Raw genomic sequence first — 19,781 nt, forward strand, 5'->3', positions numbered from 1 at the left:
CGTCGACTCCCTTGGTCTGTCACCCTGAGCGTAGTCGAAGGGCCTATATCGTGAATTAAAGGATTCTTCATTTCATTCAGAATGACCAATTGTAAGAGTTGAATTAAGGATAATTGTTTGGTGGGCCACCAACACATAGAATACGGATTAGGCATCCTTTTGTTATCTTACCTCGCGAAGAATCGTCATTGCGTGGAGGAACGACGAAGCAATCTTAAAGTGCTCGCTACCAGTGATAGTTGTAAGATTGCTTCGTCGGCTGAAAAAGCCTTCTCGCAATGACGGACTATATTTAAAGACGAGCCGTACTATTTTGCTTCCTCCAATTTTAGCACCACACTAGTTCTTGTAGCATTAAGAATAGGATTAAAGCCCACTTTCATCAAGAAATCGCCAGTATAGGTTTTAGTAGCATCTATTGATGATTTTGTTCCTGGATAAAGGTTAATTTCTTTAATGTGGTACTTCTTTGTCGCATCTAAACCGTTCAATTTAATCGGATACTTACTATTTTCACCATAACGGAAGTTTACCAGGTAATTGAAAATTACCCCTTCTGTTTTTTGCGCATTTACATATAACATCGATGCTATGCTACCGGTACGTGGATTAGCCAAACGATACTGTTCGCCTTGCCAGATCGTTTGTTTTACATCATTATAGTTTTTAATGGCCTCCTGACAGAACTGAAGCTCTTTTTCAGGTAATTTACTCACTACGATATCGAAACCCAATTTACCCATCATGGCTACATCGGTACGGAATTTTATTGGCTGTTTTCCCCAATCGGTTACATGGTTGGAACTACTAATGGCCGGATAAAAATAAGAGTATTCCCATTGCATAAATATGCGCTCTAATGGGTCGGTATTATCACTAGGCCAAAACTCTGTAAAATACTGTAAGGCAGCATAATCTACCCTACCACCTCCACCAGAGCATAACATCATAGGCACAGTTGGATATTTTGCACGGATTCTTTGCAATACACTATACAATCCTCTTACATAATCGATGTAAAAATGAGATTGATTTTTTAAATGTGCGGAGTATGCATTGTAAATTACGGCATTACAATCCCATTTAATGTAAGCCAGTTTAGGATTTTTGGTAAACAGACCATCTACCACACCGAAAACAAAATCCTGTACTTTTGGGTTACTCAGATCGAGCTCTAATTGGTTTCTAAAATAGTATTCAGGTCTGTTCGGCTGTTTTACCACCCAATCTGGATGTTTTTCATAAAGTTCGCTTTTAGGATTAACCATTTCGGGTTCTATCCAAATTCCGAATCTGGTTCCTACATTATCGGCCTCTTTTACTAAAGATGCTATTCCGTTTGGCAATTTCTTCTTGTTTTCCTGCCAATCGCCAAGCCCGGCATGATCATCGTTACGTGGATATTTGTTCCCGAACCAACCATCATCAAGTAAAAAGAAATCGACACCCAGTTTTTTGGTATCTTTTAACAAATCGGCCAATTTTTGTTCATTAAAATCGAAATAAGTAGCTTCCCAGTTATTCAAAAGGGTTAATCTGCTACCCTTTCCATCTAATATCTTATAATTACGTGCCCAATCTTGCAATTTCCTACTGGCGTCTCCTTTTCCCTGATCAGAAAAAGTGTACAAAAAAGCAGGGGTTGTAAAAACTTCACCTGGCTTTAAGCTGTATGGCGAAGCATAATTGTTCATTCCGGCAATAATGCGGAGGTTATCCTGGTAATCCAGCTCAAGATCGATCTTAAAATTACCGCTCCATTCCATCGCACCATACAAAACATTGCCTTCATTTTCTTCAGCAGGCTTATCTAACGAAATCATAAAAACAGAAGGTTGAAACAAATTTGCCCTCGTACCCAGTTTGCTATCCAAAGTTTTAATACCATGGGTAATTTCACTTTGTTCTGGCTGCATTTCTTTGGCCCAATCGCCATGATACTGATTTAACCAAAAACGTGGTGATTTTAAGTGCAGATTGGCCGAGGCGTATTTATGTAATACCACTGTACCTTTCTCATTATGTTTAATCTCCGTCCATTGTTCTATTACATCTTGTTTATAAAAAGACTTATAAAACATGGTGACTTCGAAATTGTAAACCGGGTCTTTCAACCTGATTTTAAGTAGACTCACATTATTATCAATAGCCGTTACGGTATGATCAACGTATTTCAGATCGAGTGAGTTATTGCCATCGGCATGGGTAACGCTAATAGCTGGTTCTACCAAATTCCTTGATCCTGAAGGTGTATACACCGAATTTAGCTGACCAGTATAATCTTCAGTCTGTTTATATTGCGCAGTAACTTGGGCGTATTCTTGCTTATTTGCCAGTTTTTTTCCAAAAAAGATAGTGTTTACATCTTTCTTTACATCGGCCTGTAATACCACGGCATTGTGCGCGGTTTCAATAGGAATAATGGTTTGGGCGTTAATATTGCCAACGGTAAAGAGTGAAATGGTAATCGCCAATGCCCCATGCTTGATGTAACCGGTAATTTGATCTGACTTGTTCATTTGTGTTTTCAATGTTAATCGGGTGAAGGCAAAATATCTCCCTTAGCAATCAGCTTATGGTTTAGGCCATTGATGATTCTCTGTACAAGCTGTTCGTGTTTCGAGAAAGAATTTATGATGCTCAACTCCTTAATTTCATTGAACAGCTTTTTCTTATTCATGCAGCAATATTTGGTTTAATCGATTTACTGGAGGTTAATTTGCTCGAAATATATAAATTTAATAGTGATAATCTGTAAAATTTTTATCGCCATACCAGATGTTTATCGATGGCATTTAAGAAAATTCATCATGGCGAGGCAAGCCGGCCACGCAATTACTTGCTTAAAAAGCAATCATTTGGAACTGAGAAACGAGCTAAATTCTTTTTTTAATGTGAAGCCAGCTGTTATTATCCGGCATTATTAACTTTAGTAATTGCAATGAATAAATAGCGTATTATACGTAATATCCTGCAGTACAGCGACAAAATAATGTTAAATGAGCGGAATAAAAATGCGCCATGCAACAACAATATGTAACAACCGGTATAAGAAATTGTCTAAAACTTTTAACGGTCTCAAAATGTTTAATTAAGAAAAAAAAGAAAGAACATGGGAATTTTAAAAACAGCAATTATTGGCGCCGCAGTTTATGCCGGTGTAAAATATATCACGAAGAAAGATCCAATTACCGGCCAATCGATAGTTGATGAGCTATTGGATAAGGCTCCGGGATGGGTAGATAAAGCAAAAGGATATACCGAAGATCTGAAAAACAGGGCAAGTAATGCTGCCGAAGACTTAGCCAGATGAATACCTGGAAGAAAGCAGGAACTCCAACACACGAGATACCTCTTTCTTTAAAATTTCAAACAAAAACGTCCCGATTTAAACCGGGACGTTTTTGTTTTTTGTGTCAGATGGCAACATCTGACACCACTATTACCACTATCGGATTAAAAAGCATCAAACCAAAGTTTGGTGGTTAATAAATCTGCACCCTGACTGCTCACCGCATTTTTATAATTCTGTCCGTTTAACGATTGTTCAGAACCTGGATAAATAAAACGTACCGGAATTTTGCCATTCAACACGGTATTAACAGATGCAGTTAATTGCGGATAATCTAACCTTCTCTGCTCTGTCCAGGCTTCTAACCCCTGACCAAATAAAGCGATCCATTTTTGTTCACCGATTGATTTTTTATAATTACCTGCATCATATTGTATTGAAGTCTGATTAATATAATCATCAACAACACTTCCACCAATACTGTATTGATCAAATGATGCCCTGATGGCCTGTTTATACAGATCAGCGGCATTTTCGGCAGTAAAACCTCTTGCAGCTGCTTCTGCCCTATCAAAAAGCAGTTCGGCATAGCTAAAAATCACAGCAGGTGCTTTTGGTGCTAAAAAATAAGTTCCTGGTCTGGAAGAATTTGCCAAACCTATTGCACTGGCTTCTGAATTTGTTGAGCCATTCGGAATGCCTACATACGTTTGAGGTGTAGCATTATCAGTTTTGCTTGCATAAACTGGTAACCTAGGATCATTTAGTGCAAAAAGTTTATCCACAATGGTTTTGCTGATCCGGTAATCATTCCTGGTTTCGAATGAGGCTGCTACCGGATTTTGCTGAGGTGAATCACTGTAGAACAGTTGTGCATTCTCCGATTTGCTATTAATATAAGTACCACCTTCTGCAAGTATTTCATCTATTACCTGTTTAGCTTTAGCTGGCTCTTTATCTGCAATGCGTAATGCGATACGAAGGCGTAAAGAATTGGCAAACTTTTTCCATAAAGCAATATTGCCGCTATAAATCACATCTCCCCCTATAACTTTTCCTGAAGCTGGATCTAAAGCTGCCTGTGCAGTCTTTAAATCGTTAAGAATACCGTAGTAAACGTCCTTTTGTTTATCGTAAACTGGTGTAACAAACTGTTTGATTTTCCCAGCCTGTGCGTACGGTATATCTCCATAAGCATCGGTAAGTAACAAAAACACCCACGATCTCAGTATCAGGGCTACACCTTTATAATTTGGATTGCCCTGTGCATCGCCCAATTCGATAATTTTATTAAAGCCAGCAATACTTTGCGCATAACCGGTAGACCATAACGAAGTAAAACTACTGTTAGAAAAGATATAACGATCTTCTTCGGTATATTGAACTTTAGCCCATTGTTGTGCAAAAAGCAGACTCGAGTTCATGTTATTGGTTACCCCCCAATACGTATCAGCTGTAGTTTTAGTGGTACCAGTAAGTAAATAATCTGGTTGTGGAATTTCCGGAGCATTCGGATTAATATTTACCTCATCAAGCTCTTTATTACAAGATGAAAATGCAATTGCCAGAATAGCCAGTATATATAGTTTTTTATTTTTCATGATGGTAAGATTAAAATTTAACATTCAGGTTTATACCGTAACTGCGTGTGCTTGGATTAGAAAGACTTTCTAAACCCTGACCGTTACCCGTATTAAAAGCTACTTCCGGATCGATATCTACTGTGTTGCGGTGGATAATCCAAAGATTGCGTCCCACAAGCGATACTGAAACGCCCTGTAAACTTAATGGGCGGAGCCATTTTGATGGCAGGTTGTAACTTAATTTAACCTCACGGAGTTTTACATATGAAGCATCGAATATATTTGCTTCATCAATGTTTCTGAACGATTTATAATATTGTTGCGCAGGCAATACTTTTTCATTGCGTTTACCATCGGCAGTTACGCCATCAAAAACAATCCCATCATCATAAACCGTTACACCTGCCGGAGTGGTTCCGTTTACCCTTACGGTGCTATTTTCCTTTTTATTATCCGGATAATAATATGAGATTCCGCCATATTCTGTTGCTCTTCCAGGAAGTGTAGAAGCCAATACTCCTGTATACGTGCCTGTTGCATAGGTACCATTGTAGATAGAACCACCAATACTCGCATCAACCAATACACCTAAACTTATGCCTTTATACGTGAAGGTATTGTACACCCCGCCAATCCAATCTGGTGTATATTTTCCCAGTACCTGTTTGGTTGGGTTTGTTGCTGGCGCACCTGTAGCGTTTACAATGATATTTCCATTGCCATCTCTTAAAAAGGCGGTTCCGAACAATGATCCATAAGGTTGTCCAACGGTAGCAATAACCTGTGCTGAGTTGGTAGCCACAATATAATTCGTCAATAATTTTTCAGCATCAAGTTCAATTACCCTACTTCTATTCGCAGCAAAATTGAAATCAATATCCCAGGTAAACTGTTTTTTAATTGGTGTAATCCCCAACTGTGCTTCTATACCTTTGTTGTTTATTTTTCCGGCATTAAGCAGTTTTGAACTAAACCCGGTACTTTGACTTACATCGGCAGCCAAAATCTGATTGTAACTATTGGTGTTATATGCACTTAAATCGAAACGTAACCTTTTGTTAAAGAAAACAGCCTCAACGCCCAGTTCTGTTGAGGTGGTAGTTTCTGGTTTAAGGTTAGGATTAAGGTCGATATTACTTGTGGTAAGTTGAGGGTTTGCGTTAAATGGCGCACTAAATGCATAAGTATTGATCAAGCGATAAGGATCTGCATCTTTACCTACTTTAGACCAGCCTCCACGTATTTTTAAGTAGTTAAGCGCTTCACTTTTAATGTCAAATGCTTCTGTTGCTACAAAACTTCCGTTAAATGATGGGTAAAAATACGATCTGTTTTGCGCTGGTAAGGTAGATGACCAATCGTTACGGGCCGTGATGTTGGCAAAAAGGTAATTCCTGAAACCAATCTGTCCAGAGGCATAAACACTGTAAGATTTTAACCGCGATAAATTATTTGATGAAATTAAAGGATCGCGTGAATTCTTAAGGGTATACAGTCCTGCAATGGCCAATTTAGGCGCACTTTGATCGTTCTGCTCGATATATTGCCTGCGGATGTTCCCACCACCTAACAATTCAAGACTAAAATCGTCATTCAACTGTTTGTTAAAGTTTAATGTCGCATCTGTATTATTTTCACTTACTGTAAAGGCACTCTCAGTATAAGAGCCAAAAGGCGTTCCATTGGTACCATATGCAATCCTAACTTTGCGCCTATCATTATAATAATCCGTTCCTGATCTGAAATTGAAATCAAGTCCATCAATAATCTTATAATTCAGCGCTAAACTTCCAATAATCCGGCTACGGTTTTGTGATACGGTATTTTCGTAAGCTACCCAATAAGGATTGCTGTAATAGCTATTGTTCCAGTTAAACGTTTTTCCATTTTCATCCAAATAATCTTTCAATTGGTTGATATCAACCTGACGGCCGAACCAGGTAAACTGCAACATGGTACTGGTAGATCTCGAACCACCCGTTCCCGGTAAATTATCAGAATTAAGTTTGCTGTAGTTTGCATTTGCGGTTAAACTTAATTTGGGTGTTACTTTTATTGTAGTATTCAATACAAATGAATTTTTGCCCTGTCCGGAGTTTGGTACTATACCTACCTGTTTCAGGTTATTGTACGATAATCGGAAGTCGTACTTTTCGCCTGCATCTGCAATAGATACCCCATTGTTTAATGAATATCCGGTTTGGAAGAAATCACGTACATTATCAGGATGCGCCACAAATGGAACGGCTACTCCTTTCGAATAAAATTGTGGGATTAGCCTACCATCCAATTTAGGACCCCAGCTTTCATCTACTCCATCGTTAATGCCTTTACCTGCACCATCTACATAACTAAATTTGCCCTCCGATCCCTGACCGAAAGCATTTTGATACACGGGTAGCGTAAGCAAGGTTTCTAAAACCGCGTTTGAATTGATGGCAATGCCTAATCCTTTTTTCGATTTACCTGTTTTGGTTTTAATGAGGATGACACCTGCCGCAGCCCTCGAACCGTATAATGCAGCGGCATTTGGTCCTTTTAATACACTCATCGATTCTATATCTTCTGGATTAATGTCTGAAATGGTATTGGCATAATCTCTGGCCCCAGCCGAATTTAACTGAGAATTATCTACCGGAATCCCATCAACCACAAATAATGGCTGGTTATTTCCGGCAATAGATGTTTCCCCCCTGATGACCACACGCGAGGAACCCATGCTCCCCTGACTATTGGTTACCCTTACACCTGCTATTTTTCCGGCCAGTGCATTTACCAGGTTAGACTCTTTAGCTTCGGCCAAATCCTGTCCTTTTAATTCCTGAACAGCATAACCAAGCGATTTCTTCTGCCTCGAAATACCCAATGCAGTAACCACTACCTCATCAAGCGCATTATCGCTTGACTGAAGAATGATCGAAATGGGGCCGGCGTTTTTATTGATCTGTATTTCCTGGCTCTTAAAACCGATATAAGAAAATACCAATGTACCCTTATCTGGTGCATGAATAGAAAAAGCTCCTTTTGCATCAGAAATGGTGGCTTGTTTGGTTTCTTTTATTAAAATGGAAACACCAGGGAGTGTTTCACCATCTGCCGACTTTACCGTTCCGGTAACCGCGGCATTTTGAGCGGAAAGCTTTTGCACAATAAAGAGCAGAAAGATAAACGCTATTGACTTTAAAATTTTAAACATAAGTGTGTAGTTAATAATCAATTAAAAGGGATAATAATTTTGGGTAAAACAATTTTACCACGGCTAAAAGTGTATTTGTTTTTAAAGAGAAAAAGGAATGGTTAGCCTAAAAAAGCCTGTTAAAATGGAGCAATTTTAACAGACTCCACGCATTCGGAAGCATGCGTTAAGGTTTACATTAATAGATTTCAGCTCGTCTGTCTTTTTCATTTGAATGATTTTATTTAATGCATAATTTAATTTCAAGAACGCATTCAGGGCAAAAAAAAAGCACCCCTTAAATCAGAAGTGCTCCATATAGTTCTTATAAGGATAACGCAAACAACTGACTTAACTACCCCAGATTCATCTGGGATGGAATTAGCACCATTTCTAAAAATTTAGATGGTTGCTAAGGCTTCACAGGGCCATTCCCTCCGCCTTTCTTGATAAGTATTTTAAAATAACTGGGGCAAAGGTATAATTAATTCCATTTATCCTATAGTTTTTATAGATTTTTGTTGAAAAATTTTTTCTTTGCCAATTACATCCATATATTTGTCTACTAGTTTAGTCGACAAATACACATCCCAATGAAACTAAAATCCATTTTAACAGCCGTATTGGCTATATCAATAACTTTCACCTATGCTCAGAACCATATTGCATTAGCAAATAATCAAGCAGCAAAGCTTAAAGAGAAAAAACAAAATGTTTTTGTTGCCCTCGGCATCTGGCGTGGAATAGCTAAGGTTAAGGAAGGATTAGAAATCCCCTTTAACTTCGAAATCAGCGAAAAAAGCGGTCAGCAGAAATTATACTTCCGCAATGCTGAAGAAAGTTTCGAAGGTGGCCTTGTAAAACAAACAGCTGATTCGCTTTTCGTAAAACTGGATCAATTTGATAACGAACTCGCATTTGCAATAGATGGTGATCAATTAACAGGCACATTAAGGAAACAGGATAAAGCCGGCAAACCTTTAACCATTGTTGCTGAACGAAAAAATTACCGTTTTAAAACAACAGATAAACCTGCAAAGGCAGACTATTCTGGCAGTTATGATGTAGTTTTTAAATCGCCAAATGGTAAGGAAGAGAAAACAGTAGGTTTATTTAAGCAAACTGGTAACAAACTTACCGGCACTTTTCTCCGTGTAACAGGCGATTCACGTTATCTGGAAGGTGTAGTAGAAGGAAATGAATTTCAACTTTCGAGCTTTATTGGCTCCTCTCCTTCCTATTACAAAGGAACTTTCCAAGCAGATGGCTCATTAACCGGCGAAATTTTAGGCGCAAGGGGAAGCCAGCCTTTTACCGGAACTAAAAATAAAGATGCTGCACTGCCCGATCCTTACAAACTTACCTACCTGAAAAAAGGCTACAAAACGCTTGATTTTAGCTTTCCTGATGTAAACGGTAAAAAGATTTCGTTAAAGGATGAAAAATATAAAAACAAGGTGGTGATTTTAACCATAACCGGAAGCTGGTGCCCAAATTGTGTTGATGAAGCTACTTTTATTGCGCCCTGGTATAAAGAAAACAAGAAACGTGGTGTAGAAATTATTGCTTTGCATTATGAACGCTCAACCGAACCTGAATATGCAAAAAAGGTGATGACGCGTTTCCGCGAACGTTTTGGAATAGATTACGACCAGGTTATTGCAGGTACTGCCGATAAGCAGGTCGTATCAGAATCGTTGCCTGCACTCGATTCTTTTTTATCGTTTCCAACCACAATAATCATCGATAAACAGGGCAATGTAGCGCAGATCCATACGGGTTTTAATGGCCCCGCAACCGGTAAATTTTATGATGAATTTGTGAAAGAATTTAATACAGAGATTGATACCTTGCTGAAGAAATAGACTCATCGTTTCATTCCTTAGTTGTCATTCTGAACGCAGTGAAGAATCTTCCTCAGTGGTCGGTGAGACACCACCTACTTGAAAGAATAATTATGCATAACGTATTGTTTTTTGGAAAGCAGGTGCAGCGCTCTTCGGTTTAAGCAGTCCTTCTTTCCGCTTCTATCTTTTTGTGAATTAATTGCATAAACGATTATAGTCTTGCAACAAAAAGGATAGCCGCTACAATAAGGTTTATTTTACCGGGGGCTGTGTAGTAAACAAAGCCGAAAGCGAGCTTACCAAAGTTAATTCATCACAGGGCCGGGGTGTTTAGATAAATTCAGGTAATTACGTATGCATCAGCTTCCTTGCAGAAAAAAAGTGCTTAGCCCCGGGCGTAGCGGCATCATTAATGTCATTAAGTTAAACGCCGTGGTTGTCAGTCTGAGCGTAGTCGAAGACTTGTTGAGATTAATAAATCGCAAATAAAAGCCCTTCGACTACGCTCAGGGTGACATCCCATAGTTGTCATTCTGAACGCAGTGAAGAATCTTTTTAAGATAGATTTATTCCAATAGAGAAATTTTGGTCCGACTCTCTTTAGCCTGAGATTCTTCACTGCGTTCAGAATGACATTTATTTTTAGACAAGATTAGGAAGATACTTTACTGAATAGTCTTCAAAACAAAATCTATTATCGTTTTCTTTGGAACCACTACAGTGGTTGTTCGGCTAAACCTGGCGATGTTAATCCCATAAAAATTACCCTTCCAATCGAAAACAGGAGAACCGCATGCATTGATCTTAACGGCTGAATCGTGAGTAAAAATGGCATTAAAGCCATCTCTTCGCTCCGACTTTCCACCTTCAAATTTCTCTGCCGGGTGATTAAATACCGAGTGACCCCGCCCCTCTAGTTTTAATGTTTTACTCATCTTACCTGAAGCATTTTCCCATTCAAAAGAAACCTCATCATCTGCCCAATATTTCATTATTTCTGGGGCAAATTCACTCGCTTTTTTTATCAGTTTACCATTCATGCTGATCAGTTCATCGCCAACTTTTATGCCTGCTTTTTCTGCCGGACTGCCTTCTTTGATTAACGAAAACTGAACGGGACTGGAATTATAAACCACCATTGCGCCTAAATAAGGCTGACTATTAATTTTCGGCAAATTAAATAGCTTACTGCCCAAAACACTGCGCATCACCTTGCCAGCAGGATCAATGCTATAAAGAAGTTTACCCATCTCTATTCTAACGCTGTCGCTATCAGAAATATTTAAATCAATCCCACCGGTTATCCGTTGGTCAAGTTCAAATAAAACCAGGTCATTCTCCTGATCTTTTCCTATTAACTTAATTGGCACCGCAACTCCATTAATATCACCTTTTGCTTGTTCGCCAACCATCGTGTTTTTACTGAGTAGAAGTTGTTTTTTAGCTCCATTTGCTGTGTTAACATTCAATAAAGCGGCGTAAATATCCTGGTTTTTTCCTTTTATCATACTTTTGATGGAAAAGCAGCTGTTTTTAAGCGTTGGCATATTAAAATCAGGGTGTAAAGCCTTCTGTTTGCTTTCTTTCTGTAATAGCAAAGACAAGGGATCTGTTTTCACACTATCCCTCTTTTCAGGGAAAACGGTATAAAGTTTTTCGCTGTTTAAAGCCGTCCAATAACGGCGGTAAAGGTCAACAGGAATTTCGAAATTCATTTCTTCCGAAACATCAATGGCACTGTGCAATCCGATTACGCGGCCATAATAATCAAATAAAGGGCCGCCAGAATCACCTGGTTCCATTTTGCAGGTGGAGCGGATAAAACCATATTCATTTTTCACTTCTGCAATATTCCCTAACCTTAAGGTTGGCATCGTTTGATTTAAGGTTTCGGGATAAGAAATGCTGATACAAGGTTCGTTTTTAAGCAAACTTGCCGAATAACCCATCTCAGCAAATGGATAGGTGCCTTTATCGGTAATTTTCATCATGCCCACATCTGGAATGCCTGGCGTCTCTTTATTTTCTATTTTACCAAGTGCCAGCGCGATGCATTCGCGGCCATCAGGAAAAAAAACCTTATAATTTTTACCGGGCAAAATGGTGTGTGCAGCGGTTAGGATATAACCATCGGCACTAACCACCACCCCACTAAACTGAGCACTGGTTCTTTGGTTTTGCTGTACATCGAAACCCCACATCCGTACACTTGCAGGGTACGCCTTTTTAACTGCTTCGGCAATGGTTTTCTGAAATTTGGCAACCTGTTTTTTCTGGGCCACAGCATTTAAGCCGAGAAGCATAACTATCGTTACTACTATTCCCTTTATAGCGTTATTCATTTGTTATTTATGATTTTTTGCCAATGTAATCCGCTCAGAAATTTCCTGGAGCGCAGCGGCATCGGTTCCGGTGAAGCCGGTTAGTTTAAATACAATGTTGCCTGCTTTATCGATAATAAATTTTGCAGGGATGGCACTTACGCCGTAAGCTTCAACCGCAGCATTACGTCCAGTCCCATCTTTCAGGTCCATTAGCACCTGAAAATTAAAACCCGATTGTGCGATGTATTTTTTTACATCTTCAACTGGTGTTTTGGTGGTTTCCCAGGTATGGATAAATAAGAACTTTACAGAAGGATCATTTTTATAGGTATTAACGGCAAGCTGCATCGCAGGAAAAGATTTTTTGCAGGGCACACACCATGTCGACCAAAAATCGAGCACAACTACTTTCCCTTTTAGATCCTTTAGCGATACTGCATTTCCATCGAGATCTTTTAAAGTAAAATTGGCTGCAGGTAAACCGATCATTTCTGATAAAAGCTTATTGTGCAAGGAATCAGCTTTGTTTACAGCAGTTTGTGCCGATACAGAAATACATGTAAACAGGCACAAAGAAGCCAAAAGGCAAAGCCTTAAAAAAAGTTTCATATTTTAAGTTAAAGGGTTAAAAAACCGGCAAGGCCATTTTACCGGCCATGCCGATCGCATAGATAGCTTAAATAAGGATCTCCAATATTTTTTCTTTCGGTGGGTAACACTTGGTTTCATCACACACCTGATAGTACAGACCACATTTAATTTTAGTGCCTGCTTTTGCCTTGCTGTAATCGACCATTATCCTAAAGTTTGCCTTTCCTTCAAAAATAAACATGCCCTCGTTGCCCGGATAAGGAATAGCTGCTGTTGTTTTCCATTCTTTATCGGCCACTGCACCTTCAGGAAGTTCCAATCTGGTTTCGGTAACCACAAATGGATTATCTTTAGATACATAGGCATAAATATGCCAGCCTTTTAAAATTTTGGCTTCGATAAGCAAACTGTCTTTTTTATTGCCATTACCAGGAATAAACCTTGCAGAAACCGCAACCGGATCGGCCGTGGTAGGCTCATCATTAACAATCGCTTTTGGCAACTGGTAACTTTGCTGTTGACCAGTAGGAAAGCTTTTTCCATAGGTATTGACCATGAATTTAAAGCCACCAGATTCGGTATAAAATAGATTATTAAGGTTTAGATTGAGCCAATTTCTCCATTCAGCTGCTTTGTTGAATTTTTGAGTAGTGTAACGTTCGAGCAAACGTTGCGCCATCGCTACCTCTTTGTTGGCCTCCAATAAAGTTACACATTTATCTAAAAGCGCCACTTTACGGTTAGAAATACCTAGCTTTTGTGCATCACGGTCTAACAGAAGGGTATACACGCTAGAAGGATAGAAATATTCATAATTTTGACGGTAATACTTGTGATAGAGACTGATATTAGTACCATAAATAGCAAATAAACTATCTCCGGCATAACTTTTTACATAGTCCTCAAAAGATTGGGTATCGTTGGTTACCGGCATTTTCAAAAACATTTCGTTGCCATGGCCAATATCTTCACCTTTTGCTTTTTTATCTTTTAATTCCTGTTGCATTTTCAGCATACGCAGGTTCCCTTCACGACGTGATACAATGGCCTGATTATAAAGATCTTTGCTTAACCGATAAATCAGTTCATCTATGCCACTACGGGTTTCGATCTGTACTTTTTTAACAATAGCCGGAAGATGATCGAATTTTTTGATGTAACAGATCGTGTTTACAAAAACATCTTTGGCCTCATCTGTCATATAATCAGGAGAGCCTGCAAAACCCCACATAAAATAATTTCCTTGGCGACCTAATGCCACTGCTTCGGCATTTTTAAGACAAACGCCACCTGAAATAGATTCAGCATCTGGCGAATCGTTAAATCCTTCGCCGTGCGAAACCATGCCGATTAGATAAGGTTCTTTGGAAGAAAAGCCTTGCTTTACCACCTGCCACCTATTCATTTCTTTGGGTGTACCAACTCCCTGATGACCATTAAAAAAAGAACCAGGCGTGGGTTTTTTCACCATAGTTAATTTTACAGCATTTGGGGTATTAAAAATGGGATGATCGGTTCTGATGTTCAAGGCTTCGTCATCCAGACACTGGCAGTACCAGTCGAACTTTAAACCTAAAGGTAAACCCACATTGGGTGCCATGGCGTGCATTAAAACCATTGGGCGACTAAATTTTGCGGGCATGTTAACAGGGCCGGCATCCATTAAGGTTACATCTACCTCATCAGACATTTCTACCTTATAATCAGCCACATCTATTACTTTAACCTCGGTAAAGCGCTGTTCCAAAAAGGTTTTAAAATCTGCCATTCTGGTTTTGTATATTTTTTCGACAACAGCTGGTGTAGTTGAATAATAAACTACATTTTTCGGCATTGGTTTATCGGGATTATATCCAACATACAAAACCTTCAATACAATTTTCTCCCGATATTTCGCAGTTCCAAAAGTGAGCAGCGAAACCAGCATCAGGCATGCCGTTAGCATCTTTTTCATCATCTATATTTTATCAACCAATAACTAATTGAATATTTCAGCAAGCTTTTTGTTCAAAGGTTCACCACGCAAGCCATTACCGATAATTTTACCCTGCGCATCTACCAGAAAACTTGCAGGTACTGCGCGTACACCATATAAACGGCCTACTTCATTGTTCCATCCTTTCAGGTCAGAAACATGAATCCAGTCTAAACCATCTTTTTCAATCGCTTCTAACCAGCGTTCTTTTACATTATCCAATGAAACCGAAATAATTTCGAAGCCTTTATCTTTATAGGTTTGATATTGTTTTACCAGGTTCGGATTTTCGGCCCTGCAGGGACCGCACCAGCTTGCCCAAAACTCAACCAGTACCACTTTTCCTTTTAAACTGGCTAACGAAACTGGCTTGCCTACCACATTGTTCTGTGTAAAAAGCGGCGCAACATTTCCAACAGCAGTAATGCCACTTGCGGCAATACGCTGAGCGAGTTCTTTTCCCATATCGGTTTCACGGTACGCTTTGTTCAAGGCAATAAAAAGCGGTTCAACTTTGGCTACATCAACCTTACTTCCGGCAGCTTCTGAAAGTGCTACCAAAGCGAAATATGAATTTGGGTGTTCTTTAGCAAATTGAAATTGTTTATCGGTTCTGTTCTGGATGTTTTTTCTGAAGCGCAGGTCTACTGCTTTCATGTAAGCGGTATCTTTTTGCTGCTCGGGTGTGCCACGGTTAAAATCTATATTAACGGCTTTGGTAAGTGCCATAATGGTACCACCAATAGCTTTGTTATAGGCATCATATTCCTGGTAAACTTTCGAACCACTAAAAACAGCGTTTTCCAAAGAATCCTTTGAAGTGATCGTTACCTGTTCCTTACCAAAATAAAAGTAAATAACATCTCCGGTATAAACTGCCTTACCTTTACCGCCACCAGTATGATCGAGTGCCATACGGGCGTAGGCATTACCAGAAATATGTCCGGCAAACTTGAAACTTCCGTTAACAAGCGCTACTGAATCTTCGTGACTTACACCATTGTCCATGTAATCGATATAGGCTTTCGCTGGTGCTCCCAATGTGCCTATTTTACCTGTTAAACTAAAATTCGGCGCTTGTGCCCAGCTTAAAACTGGTAACAAAATGGCCAATACTGCTAATTTTATGATTTTCATTTGTATGTTTCTTTATGTTTAAATAAGTTCCACGCTCAGATTTAAGCCCAAGCGTGGAACAGCATTATTTTCTGATCGCGATATCAACCGGAGCGCCGGGAATTCCTTCGATCTTTTTAATGAGTACACCATTCATTCCTGTAGCTATATTTAGAAATGAAACGGTTTCTTCTGTTCCTACCATCAATGTTTCTTCGTCTTCAGTAAGTTTTAGCATCGTAATCGATTTACCACTAAAGCTAGTAACAAGCTCCATAAGCTCTTCATTTACAGGATTATACCGATACACTTTACTACCATTGGCAATATAGATTACCCCATTTTTAGCACCACTCCATTTTGTATTTTCGTTAATTAACTCCTGGCGTACAAAAAGACGCTTATGTTGAGGGGTAAAGGTAAACGGCCCGTTAAACTGAACATTGAACTTTAATTCATAAATCTTTCCATCGGTTCCCTTACTATAGGCAAAACAATCTGCGTTATTAAGTTGCTCCAAATGAATAAGATCCATACCTACATTTAATGGATCGAAAGCATTTGTTGTGGTAACCGAGTATTGAGTACCAAAATAAACAGGCGCTCCATAAAGATTGATCCTGACAAATTGCTTTCTGTTTTTGTCGAAGCCAATAAAATAGGTAGCCGATTGCGTAAAGCTCATTACAAAAGACGGGGCCAATTCGTAATCACCATCAGCAGGTAAGCCGAACATTCCATAAGTAGCAGCCTGATCCCATGTGCTCGTTGTTCCACCATAAAACTTACCATTTACAACGCCCATCATTACCCCTTGAGGATGCGAGATCAGTGAACCAACCTCAAGATTATCCGGTTGCGTAAAGAAGTTATCCTTAAGTGTATTTGGGTATTTTGGATCTTCCTGCATGGTATTGGGCTCCAACCTGATTCCGCCATTTTTTGTAATAATCCAATACCCTAACATTGTGCCGCCCGTAAATGCATTCCTAAGCAGAAATAAATTTGTAGGGTTTGCAGGCAAATCTTTCCCCTGCATTGCCCTGTATAAACGGGCCTTTACACTACCGTCCGGTTTTACAAATGAAAACTGTGTTATTCCATTTTCGACACTCAATACCGTTGTACCACTGGCAAACTCGGTTCCCCCGTCTATGTAAAACTTATGGAAATATTTCATTCCATTTGCTTTGTTGAACACTGTAAGACGGGCAGCGTATCTTTTAGCCTGCAAACCAAATATGATTCTTAAAGCTGGTCCGGTATAAAGAACGTCATTCCCTTCCATTACACTGATTTTCCATTGAAGTTCTATATTGGCCGCATCCACACCTTCTATTTTTGGTTTGATGATCAAACTATCACCTACACTTGCAGTGTAAACAGAATCGAGGTTGGCCAGTTTAGGCTCAATAGGCATATCGATATCATAATTGCCAAGGTCTTTATGACATGCGGCAAGAGAAACCACACCAATTATTAACAAGATTAATTTTTTAATATCCATGTTTTTACATTTAAATAACCTCATTACCGTTTTCATCTATAAAATAGTATTTGCCATTCTGCATGTTTTTTCTCAACAGCGTTTTTTTGGCCGGATTTTTTTTATTGTAGAAATAATAACTATTAGTATTACCTGCAGTTACCTCTTCAATTACATAGCCTTTTGCTTCATTTTTAGTTACCCAATTAAATGGATTATTTAGCATAGTGGTTAATAAACCTATATAATAGAGGTTTTTTGGTGCGTCCAGTCCATCGGTAGTAAGGGAGGTTTGCCCGGTTACCAGAATAAACAACTCGTGTTTGGTTCTCGAATAAGGAGGAAGCGGCCAGGTATCCCACCAATTTGGTTTTTCCAGTTTGGAGGAGAACACCACTTTTGCCCTGATCAGATATGGGTTTTCGATGCCCAGATCTGGTGTACCGGTTAATTTGATGAGTATGGAAACCGATCTGTTTTCAAGTTCCTTATCCTTATTATAAATAACCACAGGAATGTATCCTAATCCTTTATTAGGAAGGATTGAATATTGAGTTTTCAAAGCTTCGTAATGAATTCCGAGAGTTGCCGTAGAAGAATCAGCATCTACCCGTGCACTAAATTTCCGCTCTACATCTGCTCTGATTCCGGATAAACGTACAGGTAGCCACACGGTATCCTGGGCCAGTGTAGGATTATAGGCAAAGGTTCTTACTATACTGTCTTTATCACCATTATAAATGTCGAAATAGACATTAGCACTGTGATCAAAACGCATTTCTTCTGCTTTCTTGCATGAAACAAGGCAGATAATTGCGAATATTAATATATATATTTTCATAATTTGCTATTAATAGAATTTCAAATTGTTTTATCTGCCACCATAAACAATCTCATCGTTAGGAAGAGGAAGTACGAAAATGTTATCGGAAGCAGGAATGGTTACACCAGTTTGCCCTACTATACCTCTATTAAGCCGCTTATACATATAGAATAACTGGCCTTCGGCTAACCATTCTTTACGGGCATCTTTAAGCAGTTCTTTTAATAAATCTTCTTCGTTGTTTATGGTCAAAGGGTCACCTATTTGCCTCGCTTCACGAACCTGTGTAAGGTAATTGACCGCGGTTGTGGGATTATTTGCATATGAACACTCGGCAGCGATGTAATACATCTCACTAAGCCTGATTGCAGGAGCCATCAGATAATGTAAATTTGCGCCTGTTTCAGCACTTAAGGGGTTTCTGCGGTATTTAACGATATCGTAAGACCTTGACGATTGGCTGGAAGTAGCCGATAACCAGTATTTATAACGGGAATCACTCGCTCCGGCTGTTGCCTTTTCGTAAATATAATCTGCGGCATCCTCAATCAAGTAAAAACCCCTAGTGCCACTTTGAAACCAATTGTCTTTTATTTCTTTTGCAGCACCTGGAATGTACCATCCAAAAACGAGTTCCTTATAAAGAATACGATCTTTTTTCGAATCTTCGAATGCCTCAAAATCACTTTTTGCTGTCCATGGGAATTTTTTCGAGTCAATAACCTCCTTAGCGTTAAGTAAGGCCTTAACCTTATCATTTTTATAAAGGTAAACCCGGGCAAGCGTTCCGCATACAGCATAATAATTTAAACGATGCCTTCTGTTCTGTAAGAAAAGACTTGGGTTTTTCTCTTCTGTATTTTTCAGCGTATCGGTTACTAAGGGATAATTCACCATATAACTGGCACTCCGAATCGGATCTACAACCAATAATTGTTTCGACTCTTCCAGATCTTTGATGATCAAATCAAGGGTTTCTGATACGTTAGCAACGGGAGTAATCTCTTTCGTGTATTTATTAGCATATGGAATTCCTTTTGCAGAGGGGTTTCTCAAATAAGAAGGCGCAAAAAGACGCAACAGGTCGAAATGCAAGTATGCTCTTAAGGCAAGTGCTTCTCCTTTGACAATGGAATAATTGGCGCCACTAAAAATGCTCCTTTTTGCATCTACATTTTCAAGGATCAGGTTACAGTTTACAATGGCATTGTATAAACCGGCCCATATTTTATCCTTGCGCTTGATAAACTCTCCATGTTTATAATTGTACAATGAGGTCTGTCTGTAATCCTGTCCGTCATCACGCATCGAAAAATTTTGGGCCAGCACCTCTGTTGTGCCAAATGTGAGTTCTTTACCGTACAGATCTGATTCTGTACTACGGTTATATACGCCGTTTATGGCTTCCATAAAGCCATTTTCTGTACTGAATAAAATTGGAGCAGCAATTTCTGATTCCGGCTCAACTTCCAGCCATTTCTTGCAGGAACTCAATAACCCTGTTATCAAGACAAGGCATATTAACAATCTAATTTTCATGTTCTTATATTTTAAATCTGTTCATTAATA

Annotated in this window: 13 protein-coding genes and 1 riboswitch; of the genes, 2 read left to right on the forward strand and 11 right to left on the reverse strand. The window is 39.1% G+C overall.

The genetic code is table 11. The annotated features are described in order from the left end of the window. Positions 1-308 precede the first annotated feature (308 nt). Together AC1DNH_RS04900 and AC1DNH_RS04905 are read right to left on the reverse strand one after the other, a co-directional pair. A complete protein-coding gene (locus AC1DNH_RS04900) occupies positions 309-2,519 on the reverse strand; it encodes an alpha-galactosidase (RefSeq protein WP_477625222.1) in 2,211 nt (736 codons plus the stop codon). Positions 2,520-2,533: 14 nt separating this feature from the next. Then, positions 2,534-2,680, reverse strand: coding sequence for a hypothetical protein (locus tag AC1DNH_RS04905; RefSeq protein ID WP_477583258.1), 147 nt, complete (start codon positions 2,678-2,680; stop codon positions 2,534-2,536). Between the two features lie 432 nt (positions 2,681-3,112). Between AC1DNH_RS04905 and AC1DNH_RS04910 the strand changes: the two genes are divergently transcribed. Further along, a complete protein-coding gene (locus AC1DNH_RS04910; RefSeq protein ID WP_036670470.1) occupies positions 3,113-3,313 on the forward strand; it encodes a hypothetical protein in 201 nt (66 codons plus the stop codon). 143 nt (positions 3,314-3,456) lie between these two features. Here the strand turns inward: AC1DNH_RS04910 and AC1DNH_RS04915 are convergent, their stop codons facing one another. Together AC1DNH_RS04915 and AC1DNH_RS04920 are read right to left on the reverse strand one after the other, a co-directional pair. Next, positions 3,457-4,893, reverse strand: a complete 1,437-nt coding sequence (locus tag AC1DNH_RS04915) for a SusD/RagB family nutrient-binding outer membrane lipoprotein (RefSeq protein WP_477609569.1) — start codon at positions 4,891-4,893, stop codon at positions 3,457-3,459. A gap of 10 nt (positions 4,894-4,903) precedes the next feature. Next, the gene (locus AC1DNH_RS04920) at positions 4,904-8,071 is read right to left on the reverse strand and encodes a SusC/RagA family TonB-linked outer membrane protein (protein WP_477609571.1); all 3,168 of its coding nucleotides are present in this window, start codon (positions 8,069-8,071) and stop codon (positions 4,904-4,906) included. A gap of 327 nt (positions 8,072-8,398) precedes the next feature. Beyond that, positions 8,399-8,506, reverse strand: a riboswitch (SAM riboswitch). A gap of 137 nt (positions 8,507-8,643) precedes the next feature. Between AC1DNH_RS04920 and AC1DNH_RS04925 the strand changes: the two genes are divergently transcribed. Next, entirely contained in the window at positions 8,644-9,915 is a 1,272-nt protein-coding gene (locus AC1DNH_RS04925) for a peroxiredoxin family protein (RefSeq protein ID WP_477625223.1), read from the forward strand. Between the two features lie 647 nt (positions 9,916-10,562). Here AC1DNH_RS04925 and AC1DNH_RS04930 read toward each other — a convergent pair. From AC1DNH_RS04930 to AC1DNH_RS04960, 7 genes are all read right to left on the reverse strand, one after another. Continuing rightward, positions 10,563-12,239, reverse strand: a complete 1,677-nt coding sequence (locus AC1DNH_RS04930) for a trypsin-like peptidase domain-containing protein (protein ID WP_477584665.1) — start codon at positions 12,237-12,239, stop codon at positions 10,563-10,565. Positions 12,240-12,242: 3 nt separating this feature from the next. Continuing rightward, complete coding sequence (locus AC1DNH_RS04935; protein ID WP_477584666.1) at positions 12,243-12,830, reverse strand: TlpA family protein disulfide reductase; 588 nt, start codon at positions 12,828-12,830, stop codon at positions 12,243-12,245. A 67-nt stretch (positions 12,831-12,897) separates the two neighbouring features. Next, positions 12,898-14,766 carry a protein-disulfide reductase DsbD domain-containing protein gene (locus AC1DNH_RS04940; protein ID WP_477625224.1) on the reverse strand — a complete coding sequence of 623 codons (1,869 nt, stop codon included), beginning with the start codon at positions 14,764-14,766 and terminating at the stop codon, positions 12,898-12,900. A 24-nt stretch (positions 14,767-14,790) separates the two neighbouring features. Beyond that, positions 14,791-15,924 (reverse strand): redoxin domain-containing protein, encoded by a 1,134-nt coding sequence (locus tag AC1DNH_RS04945; RefSeq protein ID WP_477583590.1) that lies wholly within the window; start codon positions 15,922-15,924, stop codon positions 14,791-14,793. A gap of 64 nt (positions 15,925-15,988) precedes the next feature. Next, positions 15,989-17,410: a PKD-like family lipoprotein gene (locus tag AC1DNH_RS04950; protein WP_477610179.1), complete on the reverse strand. Its 1,422-nt coding sequence runs from the start codon at positions 17,408-17,410 to the stop codon at positions 15,989-15,991. A gap of 10 nt (positions 17,411-17,420) precedes the next feature. Continuing rightward, the gene (locus AC1DNH_RS04955) at positions 17,421-18,230 is read right to left on the reverse strand and encodes a DUF4843 domain-containing protein (RefSeq protein WP_477625225.1); all 810 of its coding nucleotides are present in this window, start codon (positions 18,228-18,230) and stop codon (positions 17,421-17,423) included. Positions 18,231-18,260: 30 nt separating this feature from the next. Next, the gene (locus AC1DNH_RS04960) at positions 18,261-19,751 is read right to left on the reverse strand and encodes a RagB/SusD family nutrient uptake outer membrane protein (protein WP_477583585.1); all 1,491 of its coding nucleotides are present in this window, start codon (positions 19,749-19,751) and stop codon (positions 18,261-18,263) included. Between the last annotated feature and the right edge of the window lie 30 nt (positions 19,752-19,781).

The organism is Pedobacter sp. 01N310 (assembly GCF_056399805.1).

Coding starts and splice junctions, on each gene's coding strand:
- AC1DNH_RS04950 (WP_477610179.1), bottom strand. CDS start 17,410: ATGGATATTAAAAAATTAATCTTGTTAATAATTGGTGTGGTTTCTCTT.
- AC1DNH_RS04940 (WP_477625224.1), bottom strand. CDS start 14,766: ATGAAAAAGATGCTAACGGCATGCCTGATGCTGGTTTCGCTGCTCACT.
- AC1DNH_RS04930 (WP_477584665.1), bottom strand. CDS start 12,239: ATGAATAACGCTATAAAGGGAATAGTAGTAACGATAGTTATGCTTCTC.
- AC1DNH_RS04920 (WP_477609571.1), bottom strand. CDS start 8,071: ATGTTTAAAATTTTAAAGTCAATAGCGTTTATCTTTCTGCTCTTTATT.
- AC1DNH_RS04925 (WP_477625223.1), top strand. CDS start 8,644: ATGAAACTAAAATCCATTTTAACAGCCGTATTGGCTATATCAATAACT.
- AC1DNH_RS04915 (WP_477609569.1), bottom strand. CDS start 4,893: ATGAAAAATAAAAAACTATATATACTGGCTATTCTGGCAATTGCATTT.
- AC1DNH_RS04910 (WP_036670470.1), top strand. CDS start 3,113: ATGGGAATTTTAAAAACAGCAATTATTGGCGCCGCAGTTTATGCCGGT.
- AC1DNH_RS04960 (WP_477583585.1), bottom strand. CDS start 19,751: ATGAAAATTAGATTGTTAATATGCCTTGTCTTGATAACAGGGTTATTG.
- AC1DNH_RS04935 (WP_477584666.1), bottom strand. CDS start 12,830: ATGAAACTTTTTTTAAGGCTTTGCCTTTTGGCTTCTTTGTGCCTGTTT.
- AC1DNH_RS04955 (WP_477625225.1), bottom strand. CDS start 18,230: ATGAAAATATATATATTAATATTCGCAATTATCTGCCTTGTTTCATGC.
- AC1DNH_RS04900 (WP_477625222.1), bottom strand. CDS start 2,519: ATGAACAAGTCAGATCAAATTACCGGTTACATCAAGCATGGGGCATTG.
- AC1DNH_RS04945 (WP_477583590.1), bottom strand. CDS start 15,924: ATGAAAATCATAAAATTAGCAGTATTGGCCATTTTGTTACCAGTTTTA.
- AC1DNH_RS04905 (WP_477583258.1), bottom strand. CDS start 2,680: ATGAATAAGAAAAAGCTGTTCAATGAAATTAAGGAGTTGAGCATCATA.